At 72.0% G+C, this 21,233-nt stretch carries 15 protein-coding genes; 7 read left to right on the top strand and 8 right to left on the bottom strand.

The annotated features are described in order from the left end of the window. Positions 1-61: 61 nt before the first annotated feature. The 4 genes from AC13HU_RS08055 to AC13HU_RS08040 form a co-directional block, all read right to left on the bottom strand. Positions 62-3,937, bottom strand: a complete 3,876-nt coding sequence (locus AC13HU_RS08055) for a multifunctional oxoglutarate decarboxylase/oxoglutarate dehydrogenase thiamine pyrophosphate-binding subunit/dihydrolipoyllysine-residue succinyltransferase subunit (protein WP_483041064.1) — start codon at positions 3,935-3,937, stop codon at positions 62-64. A 235-nt stretch (positions 3,938-4,172) separates the two neighbouring features. Then, entirely contained in the window at positions 4,173-5,381 is a 1,209-nt protein-coding gene (locus AC13HU_RS08050; protein ID WP_483041063.1) for a HAMP domain-containing sensor histidine kinase, read from the bottom strand. Continuing rightward, the gene (locus AC13HU_RS08045) at positions 5,378-6,091 is read right to left on the bottom strand and encodes a response regulator transcription factor (RefSeq protein WP_328469180.1); all 714 of its coding nucleotides are present in this window, start codon (positions 6,089-6,091) and stop codon (positions 5,378-5,380) included. Before AC13HU_RS08045 ends, AC13HU_RS08050 begins: the two co-directional genes overlap by 4 nt. A 74-nt stretch (positions 6,092-6,165) precedes the next feature. After that, positions 6,166-6,993: a spermidine synthase family protein gene (locus AC13HU_RS08040; RefSeq protein WP_483041062.1), complete on the bottom strand. Its 828-nt coding sequence runs from the start codon at positions 6,991-6,993 to the stop codon at positions 6,166-6,168. Between the two features lie 141 nt (positions 6,994-7,134). On the opposite strand from AC13HU_RS08040, the gene lon reads away from it, so the two are divergent. Further along, positions 7,135-9,558, top strand: coding sequence for an endopeptidase La (lon, locus tag AC13HU_RS08035; protein ID WP_483041061.1), 2,424 nt, complete (start codon positions 7,135-7,137; stop codon positions 9,556-9,558). 195 nt (positions 9,559-9,753) lie between these two features. Here lon and AC13HU_RS08030 read toward each other — a convergent pair whose 3' ends face one another. Beyond that, on the bottom strand, positions 9,754-10,644 hold the full coding sequence (locus AC13HU_RS08030; protein ID WP_483041060.1) for a lysozyme: 891 nt from the start codon (positions 10,642-10,644) through the stop codon (positions 9,754-9,756). Positions 10,645-10,910: 266 nt separating this feature from the next. Between AC13HU_RS08030 and AC13HU_RS08025 the strand changes: the two genes are divergently transcribed. Beyond that, positions 10,911-11,333 (top strand): MarR family winged helix-turn-helix transcriptional regulator, encoded by a 423-nt coding sequence (locus AC13HU_RS08025; protein WP_483041067.1) that lies wholly within the window; start codon positions 10,911-10,913, stop codon positions 11,331-11,333. Between the two features lie 111 nt (positions 11,334-11,444). Here the strand turns inward: AC13HU_RS08025 and AC13HU_RS08020 are convergent, their stop codons facing one another. Continuing rightward, positions 11,445-12,200: a protein phosphatase 2C domain-containing protein gene (locus AC13HU_RS08020; RefSeq protein ID WP_483041059.1), complete on the bottom strand. Its 756-nt coding sequence runs from the start codon at positions 12,198-12,200 to the stop codon at positions 11,445-11,447. A 284-nt stretch (positions 12,201-12,484) separates the two neighbouring features. On the opposite strand from AC13HU_RS08020, the gene AC13HU_RS08015 reads away from it, so the two are divergent. The 5 genes from AC13HU_RS08015 to AC13HU_RS07995 all read left to right on the top strand — a co-directional run bounded on the left by AC13HU_RS08015 (position 12,485) and on the right by AC13HU_RS07995 (position 18,465). Beyond that, a complete protein-coding gene (locus AC13HU_RS08015; RefSeq protein ID WP_483041058.1) occupies positions 12,485-15,505 on the top strand; it encodes a sensor histidine kinase in 3,021 nt (1,006 codons plus the stop codon). A gap of 89 nt (positions 15,506-15,594) precedes the next feature. After that, positions 15,595-16,050, top strand: a complete 456-nt coding sequence (locus tag AC13HU_RS08010; protein ID WP_483041066.1) for a roadblock/LC7 domain-containing protein — start codon at positions 15,595-15,597, stop codon at positions 16,048-16,050. A gap of 56 nt (positions 16,051-16,106) precedes the next feature. Then, a complete protein-coding gene (locus tag AC13HU_RS08005) occupies positions 16,107-16,493 on the top strand; it encodes a DUF742 domain-containing protein (RefSeq protein WP_483041065.1) in 387 nt (128 codons plus the stop codon). Further along, complete coding sequence (locus AC13HU_RS08000; RefSeq protein WP_483041057.1) at positions 16,474-17,082, top strand: GTP-binding protein; 609 nt, start codon at positions 16,474-16,476, stop codon at positions 17,080-17,082. The genes AC13HU_RS08005 and AC13HU_RS08000 overlap by 20 nt, the downstream gene beginning before the upstream one ends. Before the next feature lie 117 nt (positions 17,083-17,199). Next, on the top strand, positions 17,200-18,465 hold the full coding sequence (locus AC13HU_RS07995; RefSeq protein ID WP_483041056.1) for a styrene monooxygenase/indole monooxygenase family protein: 1,266 nt from the start codon (positions 17,200-17,202) through the stop codon (positions 18,463-18,465). 8 nt (positions 18,466-18,473) lie between these two features. Here the strand turns inward: AC13HU_RS07995 and AC13HU_RS07990 are convergent, their stop codons facing one another. Together AC13HU_RS07990 and AC13HU_RS07985 are read right to left on the bottom strand one after the other, a co-directional pair. Beyond that, positions 18,474-19,781: a C40 family peptidase gene (locus tag AC13HU_RS07990; protein ID WP_483041055.1), complete on the bottom strand. Its 1,308-nt coding sequence runs from the start codon at positions 19,779-19,781 to the stop codon at positions 18,474-18,476. Positions 19,782-20,175: 394 nt separating this feature from the next. Next, positions 20,176-21,233 (bottom strand): chitinase (locus AC13HU_RS07985; protein WP_483041054.1); only part of this gene is annotated, 1,058 nt, incomplete at its 5' end.

Here is a 21,233-nt window from a genome sequence, read left to right as displayed (position 1 = left end):
GCCTCCCACCCTCGCGGGTAGGAGGCCGTCGGCCGTGGCACGTGCGGACCGGTCGGAGACGTCAGATCTCGAAGACCTCGCTGACCAGGTTCTGCTGCTGCTCCTGGTGCCGCTTCGCCGAACCCACCGCGGGCGACGACGAGGACGGCCGCGAGACGCGGCGCAGCCGGTCCGCGTTGTCCGGGGCGGCGCCCAGCACCAGGTCGAGGTGGTCGATCAGGTTCAGCGCGATGAACGGCCACGCGCCCTGGTTGGCCGGCTCCTCCTGGGCCCAGACGAACTTCTGCGCCTTGGTGAACGGCTCCAGCGCCTGCTGGATCTCCACACCGGGCAGCGGGTAGAGCCGCTCGATCCGGATGATGGCGACATCGCCGGCACCGCGCTTGTCCCGCTCGGCGATCAGGTCGTAGTAGACCTTGCCGGTGCAGAAGACGACCTTGCGGACCTCTTCCGGCTTCACCGTGGTGTCGCCGATCACCGGCTGGAACTGGCCGGTGGTGAAGTCCTCGGCCTTCGACGCCGCCGCCTTCAGCCGCAGCATCGACTTCGGGGTGAAGACGATCAGCGGCTTGTGGTGCGGGTTGTGCACCTGCCAGCGCAGCAGGTGGAAGTAGTTCGCCGGGGTGGTCGGGAACGCGACCGTCATGTTGTTCTGCGCGCACAGCTGGAGGTAGCGCTCGATCCGGGCCGAGGAGTGGTCCGGGCCCTGGCCCTCGTAACCGTGCGGCAGCAGCAGCGTGACGCCGGAGGTCTGGCCCCACTTCTGCTCGGCCGCCGAGATGTACTCGTCGATGATCGAGGAGGCGCCGTTGGCGAAGTCGCCGAACTGGGCCTCCCACATCACCAGCGACTCCGGCCGGGCCAGCGAGTAGCCGTACTCGAAGCCCATCGCGGCGTACTCGCTGAGCAGCGAGTCGTACACGTTGTAGCGGGCCTGGTCCTCCGACAGGTACAGCAGCGGGGTGTAGTCCTCGCCGGTCATCCGGTCGATGAGCACCGCGTGCCGCTGGCCGAAGGTGCCGCGCCGGGAGTCCTGGCCGGCCAGCCGGACCGGGGTGCCCTCCAGCAGCAGCGAGCCGATCGCCAGCGTCTCGCCCATGCCCCAGTCGATGGTGCCGTCCTCGACCATGGCCGCCCGGCGCTGGAGCTGCGGCAGCAGCCGCGGGTGCACCGTGACGTGGTCGGGGATGTTCACCTGGGATTCGGCGATCCGCTTGACCACCTCGCTGGAGACCGCGGTCGGCACCGCGACCGGGAACTCCGGCTGGTTGTCCTGGCTCGGGCTCTCCGGCGGCGTGGCGACGGCCTCGCGCACCTCCGTGAAGACCTTCTCCAGCTGCCCCTGGTAGTCCTGGAGCGCCTGTTCGGCCTCTTCCAGGGTGATGTCGCCACGGCCGATCAGCGACTCGGTGTAGAGCTTGCGCACCGAGCGCTTCTTGTCGATCAGGTCGTACATCAGCGGCTGGGTGAAGGCCGGGTTGTCGGACTCGTTGTGACCACGGCGGCGGTAGCAGATCAGGTCGATCACGACGTCCTTGTTGAACGCCTGCCGGAACTCGAAGGCCAGCCGCGCCACGCGGACCACGGCCTCCGGGTCGTCGCCGTTGACGTGGAAGATCGGCGCCTCGATCATCCGGGCCACGTCGGTGCTGTACATCGACGAGCGCGCGGACTCCGGGGCGGCGGTGAAGCCGACCTGGTTGTTGATCACCACGTGCACGGTGCCGCCGGTGCGGTAGCCGCGCAGCTGCGACATGTTCAGCGTCTCGGCCACCACGCCCTGGCCGGCGAAGGCCGCGTCGCCGTGCAGCGCGACCGGCAGCACCGTGAAGTCGGTGCCGGCCTTGTTGATGACGTCCTGCTTGGCGCGGGCGATGCCCTCGATGACCGGGTCGACGGTCTCCAGGTGCGAGGGGTTCGCGGCGAGTGACACGTTGATCTGCTCGCCGTCCAGGCCGGTGAAGTTGCCCTGGGCGCCCAGGTGGTACTTCACGTCGCCGGAGCCGTGCATCGACTTCGGGTCGAGGTTGCCCTCGAACTCGCGGAAGATCTGCGCGTACGACTTGCCGACGATGTTCGCCAGGACGTTCAGCCGGCCGCGGTGGGCCATGCCGATGATGACCTCGTCCAGCCGGGACTCGGCAGCCGCGTCCAGCACCGCGTCCAGCAGCGGGATGACCGACTCGCCGCCCTCCAGCGAGAACCGCTTCTGGCCGACGTACTTGGTCTGCAGGAACGTCTCGAACGCCTCGGCGGCGTTCAGCCGGCGCAGGATGCGCAGCTGCTCCTCACGCTCGGGCTTGGCGTGCGGGCGCTCGATCCGGTCCTGGATCCACTTGCGCTGCTTGGGGTCCTGGATGTGCATGAACTCGACGCCGACGGTCCGGCAGTACGAGTCGCGCAGCACACCGAGGATGTCGCGCAGCTTCATCAGGGACTTGCCGGCGAAGCCGCCGACCGCGAACTCCCGCTCCAGGTCCCACAGGGTCAGCCCGTGCTCCAGGACGTCGAGGTCCGGGTGCTTGCGCTGGCGGTACTCCAGCGGGTCGGTGTCGGCCATCACATGGCCGCGCACCCGGTAGGAGTGGATCAGCTCGAAGACCCGCGCGGCCTTGGTGACGTCGTCGTCGTGCGCGGTGTCGATGTCGGTGCGCCACCGCACCGGCTCGTACGGGATGCGCAGCGCGGCGAAGATGTCGTCGAAGAAGTCGTTCTCGCCGAGCAGCAGCTGGCTCATGATCCGCAGGAACTCGCCGGAGGCGGCGCCCTGGATCACCCGGTGGTCGTAGGTGCTGGTCAGCGTCATGACCTTGGAGATGCCCAGCTTGTTCAGGGTGTCCTGCGAGGTGCCCTGGAACTCGGCCGGGTAGTCCATGGAGCCGACGCCGAGGATCATCGACTGGCCGGGCATCAGACGCGGCACCGAGTGCACGGTGCCCAGGCCGCCGGGGTTGGTCAGCGACGCGGTGACACCGGAGAAGTCGTCCATCGTGAGCTTGCCCGAGCGGGCCCGGCGCACGATGTCCTCGTACGCCTGCCAGAACTCGAAGAAGTTCAGCGTCTCGGCCTTCTTGATGGCCGCGACGACGAGCTGGCGGTCGCCGTTCGGCTTCACCAGGTCGATGGCCAGGCCCAGGTTGACGTGCTCGGGCTTGACCAGTGTCGGCTTGCCGTCCTTCAGCGCGAAGGAGTGGTTCATCGCCGGCATCGACTTCAGCGCCTGCACCATGGCGTAGCCGATGAGGTGGGTGAAGGAGACCTTCCCGCCCCGGGCCCGCTTGAGGTGGTTGTTGATGACGATGCGGTTGTCGAAGAGCAGCTTCACCGGGATCGCCCGCACCGAGGTGGCGGTGGGCAGCTCCAGGGAGGCGTTCATGTTCTTCGCCACGGCGGCGGCCGGGCCGCGCAGCGGCACGTACTCCGTCTCGGCGGCGGGCTGCGTGACCGCCGCGGCCGGCTTGGCCGCGGGGGCCTGCGCCGGAGCCGCCGGCGGCGCCGCGGCAGGCGCGGGCGGAGCCGCGGCGGGAGCCTGCGCGGCAGGCGCCGGAGCGGCGGCCGGTGCCGGCTGAGCCGGGGCGGCAGGCGCGGCCGGGGCGGCGGGTGCCGCCGGGGCCGGCGCGGGAGCGGGCGCCGCGGCGGCCTGCGGGCCTGCGGGCGCGGAAGGAGGCGTGGAACCGGGCACGCCCGCGCTGGCGCGGGCAGCGGCGCCCGAGGCACCGCCCTGGCCCGCGGGAGCGGCCGGAGCGGCGGAGCCGTCCGGCTTGTAGTCGGCGAAGAAGTCCCACCAGGCTCGGTCTACCGAGTTCGGGTCCTGGAGGTACTGCTGGTAGATCTCGTCCACGAGCCACTCGTTCGGGCCGAAACCCGCTGCAGGGCCCTCGCCCTGCACTTCGTGGTCGGTGGAGACGCTAGAGCTATTGGGGGACTGTGACGACACGGCGGCAACCGCCCTCTTCCGCTTCACAAGATGGTGGACAGCGGAAAAAAGGCTACGCCTACCTGACCCCTTCACGCAGTTTAGGGGGTCAGTCGTCGCGCAAGTCACACCCGAAGTCTGGTTTCGGGACGGATCGTGGCGGGAAAGTGATCCCTCTTGTGGGTTCGCCGGGCCGGTGGTCTACGCCATTTGCCCGAATGGCGGCGGCGCCGCACGTCACCGCGATGTGGCCGCGTCAACGCGGCTGCGGCGGCATCCCCGGGAGGGTGACGTGGATCCGGCAGCCGCGCGGGGATTCGGCCACCTCGATCCGGCCACCGTGCAGATCCACCGCCCAGCGCGCGATCGCCAGACCGAGACCGGTGCCGCCGTCCGTGCCCGGATGTGAGCCGCGATGGAAGCGGTCGAAGACCCGGACCCGGTCCGCTTCGGGGATGCCCGGACCCTCGTCGCGCACCTCCAGGTCCAGACTGCCCGGCGCCGCCCCGCCGCGGGCCCGCACGGTGACCCGGCCGCCGGGCGGGCTGTGCTTCATCGCGTTGTCCACCAGGTTCGCCACCACCTGGTGCAGCCGCTCCCCGTCGGCGTACGCCACCAGCTCCGGCGGCGACACGTCCAGGTGCAGTGGCACGTCCGCGCGGGCCCGGGTGAGGGTGCCGCCGGTCCTGCCGCGGTCGGCGCCCAGGCTGGCGGTCTTCAGCACCGCCGACAGGTACGGCCACACCTCGAACCGTTTGGCGTCCAGCCGTACCGCCCCGCTGTCCAGCCGGGACAGGTCGAGCAGCTGGCTGACCAGCTTGCCCAGCCGCTCGGTCTGCTGGAGGGCCAGCCGCATCGTCTCCGGGTCGGCGGCCGAGACGCCGTCCACCACGTTCTCCAGCACCGCGCGCAGCGCCGCGATCGGTGTGCGCAGCTCGTGTGAGACATTCGCCACCAGCTCCTTGCGGTGCCGGTCCACCGCGGCCAGGTCGGCGGCCATCCGGTTGAAGGTCTCGGCCAGCTCGCCCACCTCGTCGCGGCGCATCCGGGCCACCCGGCGGGTGTAGTCGCCCCCCGCCATCGCTCGCGCCACCGCGGTCATCTCGCGCAGCGGCGCGGTCAGGTTGGTGGCGACGATCTGCGTGATCAGCAGCGAGGCGATGATCGAGAAGATCGTGATGACCCGGATCTCGGTCCGCGAGTGGATCGCCAGCGTCACCAGCAGCGTGGTGATCATCACGGAGGCGATCACCAGCGCTTGCAGGGCCGCCTTGATCGAGCGGGTCGGGTCCCAGGGGCGCAGCACCTCCCACAACTGCCGCAGCCACCCGCGCAGCACGTGCCGGGCGTGCCGTGCGTGCCGCGCGCAGCCGGCCGGCAGCCGGCCGCGGGTCGGCCCCGAAGTGCCCGGGGCCCGCGCCGGGTCCCGGGTGCGCGCGGGGTCCCCGGTGTGACCCGGGTTCATGGCGCCGGGTTCTCCAGCGCGTAGCCCACACCGTGCACGGTACGGATCCGCTCGGCGCCGATCTTGCGGCGCAGCGCCTTGACGTGGCTGTCCACGGTGCGGGTGCCGGACGCGTCGGTCCAGTCCCACACCTCGGCGAGCAACTGCTCGCGGGAGAGCACCGCCCGGGGCTGGTGGGCCAGGCACACCAGCAGCTCGAACTCGGTCGGGGTCAGGTGCACGTCGGTGCCGCCGACCCGGACCCGGCGCTGGGTGTGGTCGATCTCCAGGTCGCCGAGGTGGATGCTGGCGCCGCGGACGGTGGAGGCCGCGTCGGCGGCCCGCTCCACCCGGCGCAGCAGCACGTGCACCCGCGCGGCCAGCTCGCGCATCGAGAACGGCTTGGTCATGTAGTCGTCGGCGCCGACGCCGAGGCCGACCAGCATGTCCGTCTCGTCGTCGCGCGCGGTGAGCATCAGCACCGGCACCGGCCGGTCGGCCTGCACCCGGCGGCAGACCTCAAGCCCGTCGTATCCGGGCAGCATCACGTCGAGCACCAGGAGGTCCGGTTGCCAGGCATGGGCTGCGTCGACCGCGGACGGCCCGTCGCCTGCCGTGCGCACCTGGAACCCCTCCGCCTGGAGGCGGGCCGCGATCGCCTGAACTATCGTCTGGTCGTCCTCGACCACCAGAACCCGGCGCTGCGCGCCCGTTGTCTGTGCGCTGTCCACTTCCGCTTCCGCCCCACAAGCTCGTCCGTTACCGGCAGCGTACGGGGCGGGCCGCTGCCCTGACTATGACGCCTTCACGCCTTGACGGCTACATGCACGACATCGGGCACGCCACGCGCGACCGGAACCTCCAGCGTGCGCACCCCGGTGTACCCCGCCCCCTTGAGTGCGATCTCGAAGGCGGCCGAGGGCTGCGCCGACCATACGGCCAGCACACCGCCGGAGCGGAGCAGCTCCCGGCAGTCGTCGAGGCCGCTGGGACTGTAGAGACTGCCGTTGTTGTCGGTGACTGTCCAGTCCGGACCGTTGTCGATGTCCAGGCAGAGTGCGTCGTAGCCGCCGGCGGGCGGGCGCGCCGACGCTTCGACCGGCACCGTACCGGCTGCGGGTGCGGGTGCGGACCCGGACCCGGCTTCGGGTCTGGCCATCGGCTCGGGCGCCGTACGCAGGTAGGTCAGCAGGTCCGCGGTGATCAGCCGCACCCGCGGGTCGTCCAGCGCGCCGCGGGTGTGTGCCGCGAAGTGGCCCGCCCGGTGCCAGTCGATCACCGCCTGCTCCCGCTCGACCACGTCGATCCGCGCCCAGCGCGGCTGGGCGGCCGCCCGGGCCAGTGAGAAGCCGACGCCGAGCCCGCCGATCAGCACGCTCGCGCCGCCCCGGCCGGCCGGCGGCGCCTCGAGCGCCTCCAGTGCCGCGTCGATCAGCAGCCGCTCGGAGCGGCCGTCGGAGGTGTCCATCAGGAAGGTGCCGTTGGCGATGATCTCCAGGTGCTCGCCGCGACGGCGCAGCACCGCTTCCCCGTACGGGCCCTCGCGCCGGTCCAGTACGACCGGTCCTTCGCCGGTCCCGGGGCCGGGATCGGGGGCCGGGAAGCGCGGGTCGTGCGTGTTCGTAGCCGCCATGACCTCATTCTGACGGACCGAAAAGGGACTGCTCCCGGCCCACCGCAGGTGATCGCTCAGGGCGAACGTAAGGCCGGGAACACCGGCGGAGCTCCTTGCATTGAGTCAGGTGTACTCAACTTGCTTGCAAAGGGAGCGATCATGGCGTTTGAGCCGAAGAGTTCCAACCTCACCCTCCCCGTACTGCCCCTCGACGGCGAGGTCGTGCTGCCCGGCATGGTCGTACCGCTCGACCTGACCGACAGCGAGGTACGGGCCGCGGTGGAGGCCGCACAGGCGGCCCACTCCGGAGACACCGCGGGCAAGCCGCGCGTGCTTCTGGTCCCGAGGGTCGACGGGAACTACGCCGCGGTGGGCACCCTCGGCACGGTCGAGCAGGTCGGACGGCTGTCCGACGGCGACCCCGGCGCGGTGATCAAGGGTCGCTCGCGGGTGCGCATCGGCGCCGGTACGACCGGTCCGGGCGCGGCTTTGTGGGTGGAGGGCGCCGTGGTGGAGGAGCCCGCGCCGCAGGAGGCGCCCGGCACCGTCGCCGAGCTGATGAAGGAGTACAAGGCGCTGGCCACGAGCTGGCTGCGCAAGCGCGGCGGCTGGCAGGTGGTCGACCGGGTGCAGCAGATCGACGACGCCGGGCAGCTCGCCGACAACTCCGGCTACTCCCCGTTCCTCGGCGTGGAGCAGCGCGTGGAGCTGCTGGAGACCGCCGACCCGGTGGCCCGGTTGAAGCTCGCCACGCAGTGGCTGCGCGACCACCTCGCCGAGCAGGACGTCGCCGAGACGATCCGCAAGGACGTCCAGGAGGGCATGGAGAAGCAGCAGCGCGAGTTCCTGCTCCGCCAGCAACTGGAGGCGGTCCGCAAGGAGTTGGCCGAGCTGAACGGCGACCCCGACAACGAGACGGACGACTACCGGGTCCGGGTGGAGTCCGCCGACCTGCCGGAGAAGGTCCGCGAGGCCGCACTGAAGGAGGTCGAGAAGCTGGAGCGCTCCTCGGACGCCTCCCCGGAGGGCTCGTGGATCAGGACCTGGCTGGACACCGTTCTCGAACTGCCGTGGAACACCACCACCGAGGACACCTACGACGTCGCGGGCGCCCGGGCGGTGCTGGACGCGGACCACTCCGGCCTCGACGACGTGAAGGAGCGCATCACCGAGTACCTGGCGGTCCGCAAGCGCCGGGCCGACCGCGGTCTCGGCGTGGTCGGCGGCCGCCGCGGAGGCGCGGTGCTGGCGCTGGTCGGTCCCCCCGGGGTCGGCAAGACCTCGCTCGGTGAATCCGTGGCCCGCGCGATGGGCCGCGAGTTCGTCCGGGTGGCGCTCGGCGGCGTCCGCGACGAGGCCGAGATCCGCGGCCACCGCAGGACGTACGTGGGCGCGTTGCCAGGCCGGATCGTGCGCGCGATCAAGGAGGCCGGGTCGATGAACCCGGTGGTGCTGCTCGACGAGGTCGACAAGGTCGGCTCGGACTACCGGGGCGACCCGGCGGCCGCGCTGCTCGAAGTCCTCGACCCGGCGCAGAACCACACCTTCCGGGACCACTACCTGGAGGTCGAACTCGACCTGTCCGACGTGGTGTTCCTGGCCACCGCCAACGTGCTGGAGGCCATCCCCGAGCCGCTGCTGGACCGGATGGAGCTGGTCCGGCTGGACGGCTACACCGAGGACGAGAAGGTCGTCATCGCCCGCGACCACCTGCTGCCCCGTCAGCTGGAGCGCGCGGGCCTGGCCGCCGACGAGGTGAGCCTGGACGAGGACGCGCTGCGCCGGCTGGCCGGCGAGTACACCCGCGAGGCGGGCGTCCGTAACCTGGAGCGGACCGTCGCGCGCCTGCTGCGCAAGATCGCCGCCCAGCACGAACTGGGCGACCGGGAGCTGCCGTTCGCGGTCGGCCCGGGCGATCTGCGGGCCCTGATCGGCCGGCCGCACCACGTGCCGGAGGCCGCGCAGGACCCGGAGGAGCGGCGTACCGCCGTACCGGGCGTGGCCACCGGTCTCGCGGTCACCGGCGCGGGCGGCGACGTGCTCTACATCGAGGCGTCGCTGGCCGACCCGGAGACCGGCGGGGCCGGGCTCCAGCTCACCGGTCAACTCGGCGACGTGATGAAGGAGTCCGCGCAGATCGCGCTCTCCTTCCTGCGCTCGCGCGGCGCGGAACTGGAGTTGCCGGTCGGCGATCTCAAGGACCGCGGCGTGCACCTGCACGTGCCGGCCGGCGCCGTACCCAAGGACGGCCCGAGCGCGGGTGTCACCATGACCACCGCCCTCGCGTCCCTGCTGTCCGGCCGCCGGGTCCGCACCGATGTCGCCATGACCGGCGAGGTGTCCCTGACCGGCCGGGTGCTGCCGATCGGCGGGGTCAAGCAGAAGCTGCTGGCCGCGCACCGCGCCGGGATCACCACCGTGGTGATCCCCAAGCGCAACGAGGCCGACCTCGACGACGTCCCCGCCGAGATCCTCGGCGTGCTCGACGTCCACCCGGTCGGCGACGTCCGCCAGGTGCTGGCGCTGGCTTTGGAGCCGGCGGCGGCGGACGCCCCCGCCGAGGAGGTCCCGATCGCCGCGTGACCACCTGCCGGTGGTGGGCCGGGTCCCGCCGCTACGGTTGCCCGCCGTTCCCGGCCGCGGGCCGGTGGTCGGTTGCGCGCGCAGTTCCCCGCGCCCCCGTCGGTGCGGCTCCCTCCGCAAGGAGGGCATGCCGTACGTACCAAGACCAAGGGGCGCGGGGAACTGCGCGTCTACCCGGGCGGTCCCGTTACCGGGTTACCCGTTCGCGAGGGCCTGGAGGCCGGAGATCGGGCCGTTGAAGTAGTCCTGGTCCCCGGGGAAGGTGCCGGAGTCGGCGTACTGCCAGAACGTGTAGAAGCCGTAGCCGCCCGGCAGGGTCCCCGCGCTGGAGGAGTACTTGGCGATCCAGAACGGGCTGGTGGTGGCGAATCCGCTGTTGTTGCCGGTGCAGGTCGACCACCAGTCGTAGGTGGAGTAGAGGACCGGGTAGACGCCCTCACGCGCGTGGTACTCGTTGGCGAACGCGTGGATCCAGCTCACCATGCTGGCCTGGCTGAGGCCGTAGCAGCTCGCGCCGTAGGGGTTGTACTCGATGTCGAGCGCGCCCGGCAGGGTCTTGCCGTCGGCCGACCAGCCGCCGCCGTGCGCGATGAAGTAGTCCGCCTGCGTCGCGCCGCCGGAGGTGTTCGGCGTGGCGAAGTGGTACGACCCGCGGATCATGCCGACGTTGTACGAGCCGTTGTACTGCTGGGCGAAGTCGGGGTTGGTGTACGAGGTGCTCTCGGTCGCCTTGATGTACGCGAACTTGCCGCCGTTCGCCCACGCGGTCGCCCAGTTGACGCTGCCCTGGTAGGCGGAGACGTCCATGCCGGGGGTCTGGGTGACCATCGGGGTGACGGCGCGGGAGCCGGCCGAGCCGCTCGCGTTGGAGCCCTCGTGCGCCTGGACGGTGGAGCCCATCCAGTCCAGTTGCGGGTGGGCGAGGTGGCCGGCGCTCGTGCCGGTGCCGGTCGCGGTCGCCGCATGGGCCGCGCCGGGAACGGTGAACGCCAGGGTGACGAGGGAGACGATCAGGCCGACGAGAACCGCGAGCCGGGTTCTGGCCGAGCCGTTGCCGTGCACGACGGAGAGGACTCCGTGGGACATGCGTGCCTCCAGGAGGGGCAGGTGGGGGACTCGCATGACCATGGTGTGGTCATGACAGAAATGACGGTACGTTGGACGCTACGCGCGTGGATAGAGGCACCGGTAACCGCCGTTGGTCTACTCCTGCGAAATACTTGACGTGCTGCGGAAACCACCGTGTGTGAAGAAAACTTTCAGCCGTTGAAAGCGGGGCCCCTGTGACCCAAGCGAACCGCGCCGCACGCGATACCGGCGGCACGGGCGGAACCGATCCCTCCGGCGACGGTGTGGCGGGCGCGCTGGAGCGCGAGTTGACCGTGCTCTTCCGCCGGGCCCGGGCCGCCTCGGGCGACCTCGCCCGCGCGGTGCACCCGGGCCTGGAGGCCGCGGCCTACGGCCTGCTGGTCCGGCTGGACGAGGTCGAGCCCGAGCGGGCCACCGACCTGGCGGCGTACTTCGGCGTCGGCAAGGCCACCATGAGCCGCCAGTTGCGCGCGATGGAGGAACTGGGCCTGGTCGCCCGCGAGCCCGACCCCGCCGACGGCCGCGCCTATCTGATGCGGCTGACCGACGAGGGCCGGGAGCGGTTCGCCCGGGTGCGGCGGCTGCGCCGCGAGCGCTACCTCGGACAGCTCGCGGAATGGGATCCCCGGGATGTGGCCGAACTCGCCCGCCTCCTGCACCACCTCAACGACGCGCAGTCCGGGTAGCGCGCGATCCGGCCGGCGTAAGGGCGCCGGGTAGCGCGCGATCCGGCCGGACCCTGAGCGGGGCCGGCCGGCCCCGTATGGCGCCGACCGGCCGGCCCCACCCGTACGCGGCTACAACTCGATCAGCACGGCCGTCGCGTCGTCATGCTGCTTGCCGGGCGGCGGCTGCTCGCTCTCCAGCGCGCGCACCCGGGCGAACAGGCGCTCCGGGCCCGCCTTGCGCAGCAGCGCGAAGGTGCCCGCCCAGTCGTCCACGGCGTAGTACTCCACCGCGCGGGTGGCGCCGTCGGTGAGCGCGGCCAGCGCGGTGACGTCCGCGCGCGGCAGCCGGCCGGTCACGGCGCGGGCCACCACCGCCGGGTCGGCGGCGGCCGTGAAGAAGCCGCCCTCCTGGTTCCGCAGCGGCCCCATCCGCACCCCGGTCGCGCGCAGCCGGTCGATCCGATCGTCCAGCACCGCCGCCACCACCCCGGCGGTGTCCTCGACCAGCAGCACCGAGTCGGACAGCACCAGGTACTCCACGGCCGCCTCGTCCCAGCGGGCGACGACCACCGTGGCCTGCGGAGTCAGCCGGTGAGAAAGATCACAAGTGCTCCGGTGTGCCTCGGCGGTCCGGCGGATCGCGTCGGCCAGGCAGTCCGCCAGCTCCGACTCCCGCCGTGCCGCGGCCAGTTCGAGGAGTGCCCCGCCCAGCCGCGCGGTGAACCAGGGCACCGAGTGCACGCAGCCCCCGTTGTCCGGTGGCGGTGTCACCCCGTCCAGCACCACCATCACCCCGCCGGCGCCGGACGCCGGAAGCGCCACCGCCGCGAAGTCCTCGTTGGGCACGCCCGTAGTACCGGGCTCGGTCGCCGTCTCGATCCGCATGGGCCCAGTCTCGCAGCCGGTTGGTCCGTACCACCGCAACGCCCTGCTGTGCGTGGGCATCCTGTCAAAGCGGAACGGCGTGTGCCAGCGGCGTCGGCGCGGGGCGGAGGGTGCCACCCGTGCCGGACTTGTCGGTCAACTCACCTGTGAGATTCACTCGTTCGGGTGTCCGGGGAGGGGACGCCTGGCCCCCATCCATGCTGGCCTGCGAGGGTCTGAGGGATTCTGCATGTATCCCGGGGACGACCCCGGGGCCCCGCGACTCGTGATTGCGAGCACCGACAGTGCGTGAACGACGTCTCCGACGGCGCGAACGGCGGGTCAGGCAGCGCATGCTCGCCGCCCTGCTGGTCGGCGCGGCCATCGTCCTGGCCGCGGCCGCGCCCGGTGTCGCCCTCGCCGCCGGTGACCTGTCGGCCGCCCAGGACCATGTCGGGGACGCCCAACTCGCCTCCCGCGCAACCGCGCTGGCCGCCGACCTCGCCGACGAGCGGGACGACCTCGCGGTCTCCGTCGCGGCCGGGCAGCCCGCTGCCCCGACCGCCGACCAGCAGCGCACCGACCGCCAGGTCGCCGACGTCACCGGCGGCGGCCACCTCTCCGCCGACCTGCGCACCGCGCTCGCCACCCTGCCCGCCGTCCGCAGGTCGGCGCTCGCCTCCTCCTCCGCGCAGGCCGCCGTCGCCGCCTACCAGCCGCTGGCCGACGCCGTCGGGCGCGCCGCGGGACCGGTCACCGCCCCACTCGGCCGGGCCGCCGCGGCCGCCGCCGTGCAGCGCGGCCTGCTCGTCGCCGGGCTGACCGCGAGCGGCGCCCAGCACGGCCTGGTCGCCGACGCGCAGGCCGCCCGGCTCCAGGAACAGGCCGCGCTCGCCGAGTTCCACGCCACCGCGCCCGCCGGCGTCCGCACCGACTACGACCAGACCGTCACCGGCGCCGACACCGCCGAGGCCGACCGCGACCTGAGCCAGTTGCTCAACGGGCCCGAACTCACCTCCGCTGACCGGGACCTGGACACCAAGAAGGTCGCCACCGCGCTCGCCGCCAGGCTCTCGCTGATGCGCGGCGTCGAGTCCTCGGCCGCCGCCGACGAGGCCGCCACCGCCGCCTCGCACCGCGACCACGAGGTCACCGTCCTCGAACTGCGCGCCGCGCTGGCCGCGTTGTGCCTGATCCTGCTGATCGCCGTGCTGGTCACGCTGTTCCGTACGGTCACCCGCCCACTCGCCGCCCTGTACCGCTGGTCCCGGGCCGACCCGGAGAGCGGCACGGGCAGCGAGGTGGTCGGCGCCGACGAGTTCGCCGCCGTCGCCCGCCGGGTCAACGCCCTCACCCATGAGGCCCAGGCGCTGCGCACCCGGGCCGGGGAACTCGCCACCGAGCGCACCGAGGCCGCCGCCGCCCACACCGCGCTCGCCGCCGAGCACCAGGCCACGCTCGCGGCCGGCGTCGAACTGGCCCGCACCCGCGACGACTTGATGCGATCCCGCGAGGAGATCGCCGAGCGGCTCAAGCGGGCGACCGCGCGCAACGCGATGCAGATCGTCCACGTCAACCTCTCGCTGCGCACCCTCGGCCTGATCGAGCGCCAACTCACCGTGATCGAGGGCATGGAGGAGCACGAGCAGGAGCCGGAGCGGCTCGCGACGCTGTTCCGCCTCGACCACCTCGCCACCCGCATGCGCCGCAACAGCGAGAACCTGCTGGTGCTCACCGGGACCGAGCACAGCCACGGCGCCGCCGCCCGCCCGGTCCCGCTGATCGACGTGGCCCGCGCCGCCATCTCCGAGGTCGAGCGGTACGAACGCGTCCGCGTCCTGGCCATGCCCGAGGCCGAGGTGGCCGGCCGCGCGGCCGACGACGTCAGCCACCTCATCGCCGAACTGCTCGACAACGCCACCGCGTTCTCCGCGCCCGCCGCCGAGGTCCACCTCAACGGCTGGGTGACGGAGGGCGGCGAGGTGATGGTCTCGGTCGAGGACCCGGGCATCGGGGTGCCCCCGGAACGGATCGACGGGCTCAACGAGTTGCTGGCCGACCCCGACCCGGCACCGCCCGGCGCGGCGGCCGGCCTCGGCCTCTACGTGGTGGCCCGGCTCGCCCACCGGCACGGCGTACGCGTCCAGTTGCGCCCGCACGCCAACGGCGGCACCACGGCCGTCGCGGTCCTGCCGCGGCTGCTGGTGCCCACGGTCGATCCGCTCACCCGGGTGGTGCCCACCCAGCGCGAGGCGGCGATCGAGCCGGGATATGGCGCGCTGCCGGGCGTGGAGGCGGGCTACGGCGCAGGGCTCGGGGTGGATTTCGGAACGGATTACGGCGCCGGCATCGAGGTGTCGGTGCCCGTACAGCCGTTGCCGGGCCGGCTGCCGGCCGAACAGCCTTTCCCGGAGCAGCGGTTCGCCGAGCGGTCCGAGCTGCCCGCGCATCCCGAGCAGTACGTACCCGCCGCGCAGCCCATGGCGCCCATGCCGTCGATGCCGTTGATGGCCGAGCAGCCGGTGCGGCCCGTACCGCCGATCACCGAGCAGCCGACGGGCGAACTCCCGCCTCTCGCCCGGCGGGTCCGCCAGCAGCCGGCGGCCGAACACCCCGACCCCGAACACCTGGCGCCCGAAACCCTTGCGCCCGCCCAGCCGGCCCCCGAACAGGCCATGCCGGCAGTGCAGTTGACCGGACCGGCGGCGCCCGCGCAGCCGGCCCCCGCCTTCTCGCTGCCCGGGCAGCAGACCACCGACCGTCCCGCGCAAGACCCCGGCAACTCCCCGGTCGAGCCGCGGGTCCGGGTCGAACGTCTGCACGTCTCACCTGCGCAGATGCTCTCGGCGGGGTTGCCGGACCTGCAAGTGCAGACGCCTGCGGCCGAGCCCCTGGCCGTGCCCGCGTTCACGCCCGAGCCCCTGCCTGCTGCCGAATCCCCGGCGTGGAGCGCACCCGGGGTCGTACCGCCGGGTGGCGTCGTACCGGCGGCCGGGCACGTACCGTCGGTCGAGCACGCACGCGCGGAGTACGCGCCGCGGCATGCCTCCACCGTGCCGCCCGCGCCCGCCGGGTCGGACGAGATGCTGCCGCGCCGGGTGCGGAAGGCCAGCGGGATACGGCCCGTGGCGCAGGACGGCAGGCGCCGCACCGAGCCGTTGGACGCGGAAGGGCTGCGCCGCAAGCTCGCCGGGTTGCAGCGCGGCCTGCGGGACGGCCGCAGGGACGCGGAGTTGGAGACACGAGGGGCGGCCACGGAGACAGCGGCGGCACCGCCCGCCACGGCAGCAAGTCCGGGAGACACCGTCGAGGAGGCGACCCGTTGAACGCGGTCCGCACGCAGTTCAGTACCACCAGCTCCACCGGTACCACCAGCACCGGTGCCCACTCGGGCACCGGCGTCCACTCCGACGCGCTGAGCCACGAGGCCCGCAACCTCCAGTGGCTGCTGGCGAACTTCGTCGAGGAGGTGCCCGGCGTCCACTCGGTCGCCGTCGTCTCCTCCGACGGTCTGCTGCTGCTCAGTTCGGAACCCGACCCCGTCGCGCCCCGGCCGGCGGCCGGGCCGACCCGGATCTCCGACGTCCGGATGGACCTCGCCGCGGTGGTGTCGGGGCTGGCCTCGCTCACCATGGGCGCGGCCCGGCTGATGGACGGCGGCAAGGTGCGGCAGACCACCGTCGCGATGCAGGACGGCATGCTGTTCGTCATGTCCATCAGCGACGGCTCGCTGCTGGGCGTGCACGCCACCGCCGAGTGCGATCTGAGCGTCATTGCCTACCACATGGCGCTCTTCGTCGGCCGGGCCGGCCATGTGCTGACCCCGTCGCTACGCGGCGAGTTGCGGCAGGCGCTGGAGGGCGGACGGTGACCCGACCGACCGGCCCGCCCCGCGCCTCCGGCCCTCCCACCGCCCCGCCGACAGCGGTGTCGCGGCAGCGCGAGGGCGACCGCCGCACCTCCCGCGTGCGGCCGTATGCCCTCACCGGCGGCCGTACCCGATCCGGGCATGTGCTGCTGGTCGAGACTTTCGTGGCTACGATCGAGCGACCGGACGAACAGCCCGCCCTCACGAGGGGCGACTGGGCGGAGCGGGTCGTGCCCGAGTTGCGGGCGATCGTCGAACTGTGCCGCGCACTGCGGTCGGTGGCCGAGATCTCCGCACTGCTGCGGATACCGCTCGGCGTCGTCCGGGTCCTGATCAGCGACCTGGCCGACCAGGGAAGAATTCGCGTGTACGGCACCGGGTACGGTCCCGGCGGCCCCGACCGCGCGCTGCTCGAAAGGGTGCTCAGTGGACTTCGCAGGCTTTGACCAGCAGGAGGGCTTGCGGGACTGGCAGACCACGCGCGATCGCGCACCGGTCTCCACGAAGATCGTCGTCGCCGGCGGCTTCGGCGTGGGCAAGACCACGTTCGTGGGCGCCGTCTCGGAGATCACCCCGCTGACCACCGAGTCCGTGATGACGCAGGCCAGCGAGGCGCTCGACGACCTGGCGGCCACACCGGAGAAGACCACCACCACGGTCGCCATGGACTTCGGCCGGATCACGCTCGACCGGGACCTGGTGCTCTACGTGTTCGGCACGCCGGGCCAGCAGCGGTTCTGGTTCATGTGGGACGACCTGGTGCGCGGTGCGATAGGGGCGGTGGTGCTCGCCGACACCCGGCGGCTGGCGGACTGCTTCCCCGCGCTGGACTACTTCGAGAGCACCGGTCTGCCCTATACCGTCGCGGTCAACCAGTTCGAGGGCACCGCGGCCTACAGCTCCGACGACGTGCGCGACGCGCTCGCCGTGCCGCATCACATCCCGGTACTGGTCATCGACGCCCGCGAGCGGCGTTCCGTGGTCGACGCGCTGCTCGCGCTGGTCACGCACGCGATGGCCGAGCAGCCGCTGTGATCTGACGCCTCGTGGTGCCTGCCTGCCCCTGTGGCCGTCCGGTTCGGGCCGGTAGGTTGCCGTGTGTAGGCGTACGGGTGTATGCACGTCTGTCGGACAGCGAAGAAGCGAGTCGCCATGCGCAGCATCCTCATCGTCGGAGCCGGCCAGTCCGGGCTCCAACTCGCCCTGGGCCTACAGGCGCGGGGCTACGGCGTGACCGTCATGACCAACCGCACCGCGGACGAGATACGTACCGGCCGGGTGATGTCCACGCAGTGCATGTTCGCCGGCGCGCTGGCCCACGAGCACGACCTCGGCATCGACTTCTGGACCCAACAGGCCCCGGACGTCAACGGGTTGGGTGTCTCGGTGACCGCGCCCGACGGCACCCGCGCGATCGACTGGCTCGGCCGGCTCGACGGCACCGCCCAGTCGGTGGACCAGCGGGTGAAGATGTCCGGCTGGCTGGAGACGTTCGCCGAGCGCGGCGGCAAGGTGGTCGTGCACGGCGTCGCCGTCTCCGACCTGGACTACTTCTCCCGCGCCTACGACCTGGTGCTGGTCGCCGCGGGCAGGGGCGAGTTGGTGTCGATGTTCGGCCGGGACGCGGACCGTTCGCCGTACGACGCCCCGCAGCGCGCGCTCGCGGTCGCCTACGTGCACGGCCTCGGGCCGCGCCCCGAGCACCCCGACGTGCGGGCGGTGCGCTGCAACCTGGTGCCGGGCATCGGCGAGTTCTTCGTGATCCCCGCGCTGACCACGTCCGGGCCCTGCGACATCCTCTTCTGGGAGGCCGTCCCGGGCGGTCCCGCGGACGTCTTCGCGGGCGTCAAGGACCCCGGGGAACACCTGCGGCTGACCCTCGACCTGATGCGGCGCTACGTCCCGTGGGAGCACACCCGCGCCACCGACGTCGAACTCACCGACGCCGGCGGCACCCTGTCCGGCCGCCTCGCCCCCACCGTGCGCCGGCCGATCGGTGAACTTCCTTCCGGCAGGCTGGCGTTGGGTGTCGCCGATGTGGTCGTCACCAACGACCCGGTCACCGGCCAGGGTTCCAACAACGCCTCCCGGTGCGCGGCGGTCTACCTGGAGCAGATCACCGCCCACGGCGACCGCCCTTTCGACCGCGCCTGGATGCAGGCCACCTTCGACCGGTACTGGGAGGTCGCCGCGCCGGTCACCAAGTGGACCAACGCGATGCTGGCGCCTCCGCCGGAGCACGTCCTCGGCCTGATCGGCGCGGCCGGCGAACTCCAGCCCGTCGCCGACCGGTTCGCCAACGGCTTCGACAACCCCGCGGACTTCGAGGGGTGGTTCTACGACCCGGCGCTCGCGCAGGGCTACCTCGCGCGGGTCGGCGCGGCGGGCGTGGCGGGTGAAACCGGCGAACAGGGCTGAGCCGGCGGCTACTTCGCCGACCCGTTGCGGTCGGAGGTGGGCGTCGCGGAGGGCTTGGCGGAGGGTGTCGCCGGGAGCTTGGCCGGCGGCTTCGTGGAGCTCCCGGCCGAGGGCTTGGCCGGCGGCTTCGCCGGGGCCTTCGCGGAAGTCTTCGCCGGGGTCTTCGTCTGCGCGGAGATCGGGAGCGGCAGCTCCGCGTTCTTCGGGATGGACCTCGGCTGGTAGCCGCTCAGCGGCTGCTCGCCGGGGTCGGGGCGGACCGCGCCGAGGATCGGGTTGGCCGCGATCGGTGAGACCTTCACATATGACCCGGTGCGCGGTGCCTGGATGACCAGACCGTTGCCGATGTAGAGCGCCACGTGCGAGGCGCCCTTGAAGTAGATCACCAGGTCGCCCGGGCGCAGCAGGGCCAGCGGCACGTGCGGCAGCTTCGCCCACTGCTCCTCGCTGGTGCGCGGGATGACGGTGCCCGCGTGCGCCCACGCCTGCGAGGTGAGCCCGGAGCAGTCGAACGAGTCGGGCCCCTGCGCCCCCCACAGGTACGGCTTGCCGAGCTGGTCGAAGGCGTAGCCGATCGCCCGGTCGCCGGCAAGCGAGGGCGCCCGTAGCGCGGGGTCGCCGCCCAGCGCCTTGGAGTCCATCAGTTCCTGCTGGGCCTTGTCGGTGTCGGCCTGCTCCAGCTTCTGCAGTTCGGCGATCTGCACCCCGGTCAGCCCGGCGAGCATCCCCTCGACCTGCTTGAGGTGCGCCTGCACGTCCTTCTGCTTCGCCCCGGCGACGGTCTGCGCCTGCTCGGCGGTGTTCAGCGCCTTCTGCGCCTGCGTGTTGAGCTTCTTCAGCTTGGTCTCGCCGGAGGTGAGCTGCCCGAGCACGCTCCGCTGCTGGTTCGCCATCTGCCCCAGTACGTGCCGCTGCCCGAAGAAGTCCTGCGGGCTCTGCCCGCTGAGCAGCGACAGATACGGTGACACGCCGCCGTCCCGGTACATCTGAGCGGCCATCAGCCCGAGCTGGGCCCGGCTGTCGGCGACCGCGGCCTTCTGGTCCGCGAGCTGCTTGTCGACCTTCCGGGCCGCGGTGCGCTGCTGGTCGGCGGTCACCTTGGCCGCGTTGTACGCCTCGGTGGCCGTCTCGGTCTGCTGGTAGTACGTCTGAAGCTGGGTCAGCAGCGTGGCGAGCGGCACCTGGTCGGCCGGCGGGTCGTGCGGCTGGGCCGCGGCCCGCTGGGCGGCGGGCAGCGAGAGCGCCGCCGCGGCGAGCAGGGTTCCGCACACCACGGCCGAGCGGAACCACGAGCTGGGCTGACGGGCCACTGACATTCCCTCATCTCCCCATAACCGGCGGGTAACAAGCAGCGTCAGCAGCCAATCATGGATTGTCGTATCTTCGACAGAGGTAGGGGCCGAATCTCCGCGGAACGGTCACCCGCACGGCCGAGGAGTCGATCCGGGGCCATCCGCGAGCCACCTGCCGTCCACCCACCATCATGCGCCACCGCCGGCCGTGATCGCCGCGTCCGCCGCCCCGCACCGCCCCCTCGCGCGCGCCGTACCGGCGAGCGGTGCGCCGGCCCGTCATGGGACTGCCCGCGACCCTGTGAGCAGGGGTCGCGGGCAGTCGTGCCGTCCCGGGGGCAGCTCCGGGGCGGCGGCTCAACCCCCTCGGTCGGCCGACGCGTCAGCCGACACGTCGGCCTGCACGTCGGCCTGCACGTCAGCCGAAGTAGCTGTCGAAGTTGTGCGAGAACGCCCAGTCGCTGTAGCCGTCCCAGTTGATCGACCAGGTCATCAGGCCGCGCAGCCCGGGCCAGCTGCCGTGGGTGGTGTACGAGCCGCAGCTCGTCTTCTTCGTCAAGCAGTCGAGTGCCTGGTCCACCTGATCGGGCGAGGTGTAGCCGTTCCCCGCGTTGACGGACGCGGGCAGGCCGATGCCGACCTGCGAGGGGTCGAGCGCCGGGAACATGTTCGAGGTGTTGCCCGCCACCGGGAAGCCGGTGAGCAGCATGTCCGTCATGGCGATGTGGAAGTCCGCGCCGCCCATCGTGTGGTACTGGTTGTCCAGGCCCATGATCGGCCCGGAGTTGTAGTCCTGGACGGTGAGCAGCGTCAGGTCGTCGCGCAGCGCGTAGATCACCGGCAGGTACGCCCCGCAGCGCGGGTCCTGGCCGCCGAACGGGCCCGTGCCGTAGTACTGGTACCCCATCTGCACGAAGAACGTCTCCGGCGCCATGGTCAGCACGAAGCCGCTGCCGTACTTCGCCTTGAGCGACTTGATCGCCGCGATCAGGTTGACGATGGCCGGGGTGGTCGGATTCTTGAAGTCGGTGTCGCCGGTGTTGAGCGAGAGCGACTGGTTCTCGAAGTCGATGTCGATGCCGTCCAGGCCCCACTGGTCGATGATCGAGCTCACCGAGGAGACAAAGGTGTCGCGTGCGGCGGTGGTGGTGAGTTGGACCTCGCCGTTGGCGCCGCCGATGGACAGCAGCACCTTCTTGCCCGCGGCCTGCTTCGCCTTGATCGCGGCCTTGAAGTCCGCGTCGGACTCCACCGACGGGCACTCGCTGACCGAGCAGCGGGTGAAGTGGATGGACCCCGAGGTGGGGGAGTCGGTCTCGCCGAAGGCGAGGTCGATGATGTTCCAGTCGGCGGGGACGTCCGCGAGCTTGGTGTAGCCGGAGCCGTTGGCGAACGACTCGTGCAGGTAGCCGACCAGCGCGTGGGTGGGCAGGCCCTGCGAGGGCGGGGAGGTCGGCGGCGTTGTCGGCGGGGTGG

The sequence above is a fragment of the Streptomyces sp. NH27 genome, from assembly GCF_056859195.1.
The sequence above is the reverse complement of the archived record's forward strand: the minus strand, read 5'-3'. Positions and strand labels throughout refer to the sequence as shown.